The organism is Pseudomonas sp. CH61 (assembly GCF_059429415.1).
Window position 1 is genome coordinate 2,970,668 of sequence record NZ_CM182098.1, and the last position, 7,249, is coordinate 2,977,916.

Sequence of the window (7,249 nt, forward strand, 5' to 3'; positions counted from 1 at the left end):
CGTATGAGAAAAGGAGAGGTTCATGCTCGGACGCCGCCCGCCAGAGCCGAACACCGAAGACCCTGGCAGAGCCGCCTCTGCCCGCAACGCCGTGCGCGCCGGCTCGACATTCCGCCTTACGGTCAGCTTTATGCTGGTGGTGGTATTGGCCTTTCTGACGGTCGAGAGCTGGCGCACCTGGCGCGACTATCGCGCTGCATTCGCCTCCGCGCGCGATTCGGTGACCAACCTAGCCCGCGCCACTGCACAGCATGCCGAAGACACCATTCGGCAAATGGATGTGCTGACCGCCGCCCTGAGTGAACGTATCGAAGGCGATGGCCTGCAGAACCTCGATGTGCCGCGCATTCACAAATTGCTGGTGCAGCAATCGAAAATCATGCCGCAGTTGCATGGCTTGTTCATCTACGGCGCGGATGGGCAGTGGCTCGTCACCGACAAGGAAGTCACGCCCGAGACCGCCAACAACGCCGATCGCGATTACTTTCAATACCACCGCAGCCATGATGATCGGCAGGTGCGCATCGGTGATGTGGTGGAAAGCCGATCGACCCATGACCTGATCATTCCCGTCTCCCGTCGTCTGAACAATCCCGACGGCTCGTTCGCCGGGGTGCTGCTGGGCACGGTCAAGGTCAGCTACTTTGTCGACTATTACGGCGACTTCAGAATCGATGACAAAGGCGCACTGGTGCTGGCCAGGCGCGACGGCACCATCCTCGTACGCCGGCCGTTCATCGCCTCGGTGATCGGCAAAAGCCTGGCCAACAGCGAGATCTTCAAGGTCTACCTGCCCAACGCCAACGCCGGCATTGCGCAAGTCCGCGCGGTGGTCGACGACACTGAGCGGTTGTATGGCTATCGCGCGCTCACCACCTATCCGCTGGTGGTCGAGGCCGGGCTTTCACGGGATTCGATCATCGAACCGTGGCAGCAGGATTTGCTGAAAAACGGCTTCGTGCTGGTGTTTCTGATTTTGGTGCTCAGCGGTTTCGGCCTGGTGGTGCTGCACCAGTTGCGCCAGCGCATGGCCATGGAGCGGGAAATTCGCTACGCGCACCAGACCATGCGTGACATGGCGCTGACTGACAGCCTCACCGGACTGGGCAACCGCCGACGTCTGGACAACGCGCTGGTGGACGAAATCCGTCTGGCGCGGCGACAAGGTTCGGCGCTGTCATTGATCATGCTCGATGTCGACCACTTCAAACGCTACAACGACCAGTATGGCCATGCGGCGGGCGATGATTGCCTGAGCGCTGTCGGGCAGGCGATCCAGCAAGCGGTCAAACGACCGAGCGACCTCGCGGTGCGCTACGGCGGCGAAGAGTTCACCGTGCTGCTGCCCAACACCGACAATGCCGGCGCCATTCAGGTTACCGAAGACATACTGCAGGCCATCCGTGCACTGAAACTGGAGCACGCCGGGCATCCATTGGGCTATGTCACCGCCAGCGCCGGGATTACCACTTGGCATCCAGTCGATGACACGGTAACCCCAGCGACCCTGTTGAAAGCAGCCGATACCTGCCTGTATCAAGCCAAGCAGCAAGGCCGCAACCGCTGGTGCTCACAGGGCAAGCAACCCGACATCGCGGTTATGAGCTAATAACACCTTCATTAAACCGTCGCTCAAACGTTGTACTAGGATAGGATCCAAGTCTGCGGTATTTCGTCGACCAAGGAGATCGTCGACAGTGCTGCAGACGTTTTTGAATTAACGCTTCTCAGGGATGACACGCATATGAACTCACACTTGTTCCCCCACATCGGCAAGGTCATTGCCAGCACAGGCAGCCGGCACTTTCCGCGCATGCTGCATGACCTGATCCTGACGCAACTGGCGGTAGACGCCACGCACATCCGGCAGATGCGTGTCGAACCGCTGGGCCGCGCGTCGAGCCGCAGCGAGCGTGAGCCGCTGAAAGAGCCGGCCCTGCTCGCCGAAACGGTGTTTTCCGAACACAGTGCGGCGGCCCACCATTTACAGAATCCGCCGGCCGCGACCAGCGCGGACGCCTCGCAACTGCACCTGACCCGGCGCAAGGACGGCTACCGCTACGTGATTTCGGTGTATCGCAACGACGAGTCGCAGCGCTTTTCCGCGCAGGAACGCAGCCTGTTGCAGGACATCTCCCCGGTGCTGCTGCCGATGGTGGAAAAACACATCAACGCCCTGCAACCGACCACTCCTGATCCGCAGACCACGTCCGAAGCAGCCGAAGGCAACGGCCTGGAAACCTTGCGCCTGCGCTTTGACGAGCGTCTGGAGCAACTGGGGCTGAGTCTGTCGAACCGCGAAACCGAAGTGTGTGTCGGCCTGCTCGCCGGCCGCACGGCGCCGGAATTGGCGGAACAATTGGCGTTGAAGGTCAACACCGTCGAGAGCTATCTGAAACGCGCGGCGATCAAGTTGGGGATCAGCGGGCGGCATTCGTTGATGCGCTGGATGTATTCGCCGCTAGAGGGATCGGCGTCGAGTGCGGCGTGATACGCAGGAATTAGCGAAGGCTTGGTTTTTTTGGTCGTGTCAGTGAGATTCCCCCCTCACCCCAGCCCTCTCCCCCCAAAGGGGCGAGGGGGAAAGGGAGCCGATCTCGGTTGAATTCGAAACTGAGTTCGACTTTTGAGCCGAACTTTGTGCTGTTCAAACCCTGAGTTCGACTCGGTATCTCACGTCGGTGCATCTCGAAAGAACACCTCGGTCAGTCCCCTCTCCCCCTGGGAGAGGGTTAGGGTGAGGGCACTCCCGCGACGTGCTCCAATGCCTGATTCACCGCCAATTCTCCCAACATCACCACTTGCGCAATACCCAGCAAGGTCTGGCGATGCGGCCCCTCCAGCATCCCGGCAAAATCACATAACATGACCGAGGCCGAGGCCAGCGATTCACAGGCGTTTGCCAGCAGGGATTCGGTATCGGTTTGCGGGTTGACCTGGAACATAGCGTTGGGCGTGTAGGGCGTGGCCATGATGTTGGCTGCAGTAACCGGCGGATCGGATGTCTTGGACATAAGCTCAAACTCCTTCTGCGCAGCGAGGGAGCAGGCTCCCTCGCGCGACAGTTTCGCAATTAGTTGGGCAAGCGCTGGTTGTCGAGGACGCGACTCACCACCAATTCACTCAACATGATCACCTGCTGCAGGATCAGCATCTTTTTGCGGTGAGGACTGTCGATCGAGTCGGCAAGGTCGCGGGCCATGTCACTGGCCGATGACAACGATTCGTAGGCTTCAACGAGCAGGGTTTCGTTGTCGATGGTGGGGTCGATCAGGTAGATCTTGCCGGTTTTGCGGGTGGGTTTTGAGGTTTTGAGCGCGGAAGGGTTTAAGTAGAAATTGATCGCCCGTTCTGTGGCCTCTTTGATGTTTTGAGGTTCGAGCGCGGCGTCGTAGGGGATCGGATCGGTATCTGGTGGGTTGGGTGTGGCTTTGAACATAGATAAAGTCTCGTATCGAAATTAACCGGAGCCATCACTTTCGCTACCAAACGAAGGTGGCGGCCATGCGCGGGTTGGTAGACCGGTCGATACGGAAACCCGGCGCTCATGAATGAGCCCCACGCATGTCCACCATATAAAACGCAGCCGCAAAAAGAGACTGCATAAGGTGGCGCCATACGGCGGTACCGAAGCGGGCTACCAAACCCGATCACTGATTTGCAGTGACAGGCAAACGATATATCCCGACCCATAGCCGCGTAAGCCGGCGGATTCTGGCGTACGCGTAGGTAACGACGCAAGGTGTTGTAGGCGGTATGACGTAACGGGTCGTGTAATTTAAACGGGCAATCGACGTTGTGTTTATTGATGGAAAAACCGGATGGTGGTGGTTTCAGGTTTTGCGGTGTGTCAGTGGGATTCCCCCCTCACCCCAGCCCTCTCCCCCCAAGGGGGGGCGAGGGGGAAAGGGAGCCGATCTTGGTTGGGTTCGAGCCTGGGTTTGGCTTGGGAGCCGATCTTTGTGCTTTTCAAAACCAGAGTTCGACGTGGTATTTCAGGTCGGCGTACCTCGAAAGAACACCGCGGTCAGTCCCCTCTCCCTCTGGGAGAGGGTTAGGGTGAGGGTCAGCTTTTAATCCCGCGCCAACGCCTCAATCGGATCCAGCCGCGAGGCATTCCGCGCCGGTACAAAGCCAAACACAATCCCGATCAACGTCGAACACACCACCGCTGTCAGCACCGACGCCAGCGAAAACACCATCTCCCATTCCTTGATGAACACCGAAAACAAATGCCCGATGGCATACGACAGGGAAATCCCGATCGCCCCGCCCAACAAACACACCATCACCGCCTCCACCAGAAACTGCTGACGAATGTCCGACTGCCGCGCGCCCACTGCCATGCGAATGCCAATCTCGCGGGTTCGCTCGGTCACCGACACCAGCATGATGTTCATCACGCCGATACCGCCCACCACCAAAGAAATCACCGCAATCAGCGACAGCAGCAGCGCCAGCGAGCGGCTGGTTTTCTGCACGGTCTGCAAGACGCTGTCGAGGTTGTTGGTGAAAAAGTCCTTGGTGCCGTGGCGTTGCAGCAGCAGTTGGGTGACGTGCTCTTCCACCACTTTGCTCGGCTGGCCGTCCTTCATGCGCACACTGATGCTGTCCAGATAACGCTGGCCCAACACCCGCCCGGCGGCGGTTTCGTAGGGCACCCAGACGTTGAGGGTTTTGCCCGAAGCGAAGAGGCTTTTATCCTGCGCGGCCACGCCGATCACTGTGCACGGCAGGTTGCCAATCAGGATCACCTGCCCCAACGGGTCGACATCCTGGCCAAACAGGCGCTGCCGGGTGTTGTGATCGATGACCACCACCTGCGCCTGGCGTCGCGCATCGCTTTCGCTGAACGGAATACCGGCGGCCATCTTGATCCCGCGCACCTTGAAGTACTGATCGCTGACGCCGTTGACCTGCGCATCCAGATCGATATTGCGATAGCGCAGCAACAGGCTGCGGCCAATCATCGGCGTGGCGCTGTCGACGTAGTACAGCTGATTCAGCGCGGTGACATCGGCCGGTGTCAGGGTTTCGATGGCGGCGGCACGTTTGTCGCCGTAACTGCTGCCGGGATAGACATCGATGGTGTTGCTGCCAATCGCGGCGATGTCTTTGAGCACGTAGTTCTTGGCGCCCTCGCCGACCGCCGAAATCGACACCACAGAAGTAATGCCGATGACAATGCCGAGCATGGTCAGCAAGGTGCGCATGCGATGGGATATCAACGCCACCCACGCCATGGCGAACGCCTCTTTGAATAGCCCGAGGCTAGCGACCAAACGCCGCGACGCATTGGCTTTCGGGGTCACTGGTTCATCGCTGAGCAGGTGCGTGGTGTCGCGCTCGTTGGCGCGGTCGCTGAGGATTTCGCCGTCGCTGACTTCAATGATGCGCTCGGCGTTGGCCGCGACTTTCGGGTCATGGGTGACCAGAATCACCGTATGCCCCGCCGCGTGCAACTCCAGGAGGATGCGCATCACCTCCTTGCCGCTGGCCGTGTCGAGGGCGCCCGTCGGCTCGTCGGCGAGAATCACCTCGCCGCCGTTCATCAGGGCCCGGGCGATACTCACCCGCTGCTGCTGACCACCGGAAAGCTGGCTCGGCCGATGTGTCAGGTGCCCTTCCAGGCCCAGTCGCGCCAACAGTTCACGGGCGCGGGCGTGGCGCTGAAGCTGCGGCGTGCCGGCGTAAATCGCCGGCATCTCGACGTTGTGCATCGCGCTCAAATGCGGCAGCAAGTGGTAACGCTGGAAGATGAAACCGAAGTAGTCACGGCGCAGTTCGGCCAGGGCCTGATTGTCCAGATCACGGGTTTCCTGGCCGTTGATCTTGTAGCTGCCGGCGGTAGCGTAATCGAGGCAACCGAGGATGTTCATCAGCGTCGATTTACCGGAACCCGAGGCGCCAATGATCGCGACCATTTCCCCGGCATTGATCGTCAGGTTAATGTTTTTCAGCGCGAGAAATTCGCGGTCGCCAGCGGTGAAACTGCGGGTGATACCGGTGAGCTGCAGCAGTGGCTCAGTCATGCTCACGCCCCCGCCACACTGGTCAGCGGATCACCGATGACCACGCGATCACCTTCAGCCAGACCGCTATTGATCTGCACTTTGACGTTGTTGTTGATCCCGGTCTGCACATTGCGCGACTGCGCGTGGCCCTTGGCGTCGAGCACGCGCACGGGGAAGCTGCCATCGGCATTGCGCGGGCCGAGCGCCGCCACCGGCACGGTCAGCACTGCCTTGGCGGTGTCGAGGATAATGCGCACCTGCGCGGTCATCGAAATGCGCAAACGATGGTCGGGATTCGGCACCTCGAACAAGGCGTTATAGAACACCGCGCTGCTTTGCTTCGGCGTGCCGGCGGGTGGCGTTTCGAGAAAGTTCTGCGGCGCCGGGTCGGTGCCGCGCAATTTCGCGTAGTAGCGTTTGTCCTCGCCAAGAATGGTGAAATACACCTCTTGCCCCGGCGCGATATGAATCACATCCGCTTCGGATACCTGCGCCTTGACCGTCATGGTGTCCAGATCCGCCAGTTTCAGCAGGACCGGCGCCAGTTGGCTGGCGATCACCGTCTGACCTTCCTGAGTGACCACGCCGACCACGTCGCCATCAATCGGCGCAACAATCCGCGTGTACGCCAGATTGACCTTGGCCGTGTCGATCTGGATGTGCGCGCTTTTGATCTGCGCATCCAGCGACATCAGATTGGCCTGTTGCACCTGATAATCCGACTCGGCGGTTTCGAAGTCCTGGCGCGAGATCGACGCGTCGTCCTGCAAGTTCTTGTAGCGCTCGTAAATCGCTTTGGTCTGCCTCAGTTGAGCCTGAGTGGCGCGTTTTTGCGCTTGCAGGTTTTCCTCATCGACCTGGGCCTGACGCAGGGTGTTCTGCAATACCAACGGGTCGATTTCCGCCAGCCACTGGCCCTTCTTCACCTTGTCGCCGACCTTGACCTTGAGCGACTTCAATTGCCCGGACACTTGCGCGCCGACGTCCACTTGCTTGATGCCTTCGAGCAACCCGGTGGCCAGCACTGCGTTTTCGATGTCACTGCGTTCAACCGGCGCGGTCAGGTATTGCGGCGCCTCGGCCGGGGCCTGCACCGCGTAGAACGCCAATCCCGCTACTGCCACCAACGCCAAACCCATACCGACTTTGCGCAACTTCGACTTTTCCATAAATAACCACAAGTCCGTTCAGGGGTGAGCCCGGCCAGCGGCCGGGCTCTGGTAGATAAACAACAA

General features: G+C 59.8%; 6 protein-coding genes. 2 read left to right on the forward strand and 4 right to left on the reverse strand.

Features of this window, described 5'->3' with window-relative positions; genetic code table 11:
• The first annotated feature begins 22 nt into the window (after window positions 1–22).
• Together AC5SEM_RS13310 and AC5SEM_RS13315 are read left to right on the forward strand one after the other, a co-directional pair.
• A complete protein-coding gene (locus AC5SEM_RS13310) occupies window positions 23–1,609 on the forward strand; it encodes a sensor domain-containing diguanylate cyclase (protein WP_137216541.1) in 1,587 nt (528 codons plus the stop codon).
• Between the two features lie 135 nt (window positions 1,610–1,744).
• Entirely contained in the window at window positions 1,745–2,491 is a 747-nt protein-coding gene (locus AC5SEM_RS13315) for a response regulator transcription factor (RefSeq protein ID WP_495473270.1), read from the forward strand.
• A 241-nt stretch (window positions 2,492–2,732) separates the two neighbouring features.
• On the opposite strand, the gene AC5SEM_RS13320 is transcribed toward AC5SEM_RS13315, so the two are convergent.
• From AC5SEM_RS13320 to macA, 4 genes are all read right to left on the reverse strand, one after another.
• Window positions 2,733–3,074 carry a DUF6124 family protein gene (locus AC5SEM_RS13320; RefSeq protein WP_495473468.1) on the reverse strand — a complete coding sequence of 114 codons (342 nt, stop codon included), beginning with the start codon at window positions 3,072–3,074 and terminating at the stop codon, window positions 2,733–2,735.
• Window positions 3,074–3,439 carry a DUF6124 family protein gene (locus AC5SEM_RS13325; protein WP_495473271.1) on the reverse strand — a complete coding sequence of 122 codons (366 nt, stop codon included), beginning with the start codon at window positions 3,437–3,439 and terminating at the stop codon, window positions 3,074–3,076. The genes AC5SEM_RS13320 and AC5SEM_RS13325 overlap by 1 nt, the downstream gene beginning before the upstream one ends.
• Window positions 3,440–4,073: 634 nt before the next feature.
• Window positions 4,074–6,032: a MacB family efflux pump subunit gene (locus AC5SEM_RS13330; protein WP_495473272.1), complete on the reverse strand. Its 1,959-nt coding sequence runs from the start codon at window positions 6,030–6,032 to the stop codon at window positions 4,074–4,076.
• A 2-nt stretch (window positions 6,033–6,034) separates the two neighbouring features.
• On the reverse strand, window positions 6,035–7,183 hold the full coding sequence (gene macA, locus AC5SEM_RS13335; protein ID WP_495473273.1) for a macrolide transporter subunit MacA: 1,149 nt from the start codon (window positions 7,181–7,183) through the stop codon (window positions 6,035–6,037).
• Window positions 7,184–7,249: the final 66 nt, after the last annotated feature.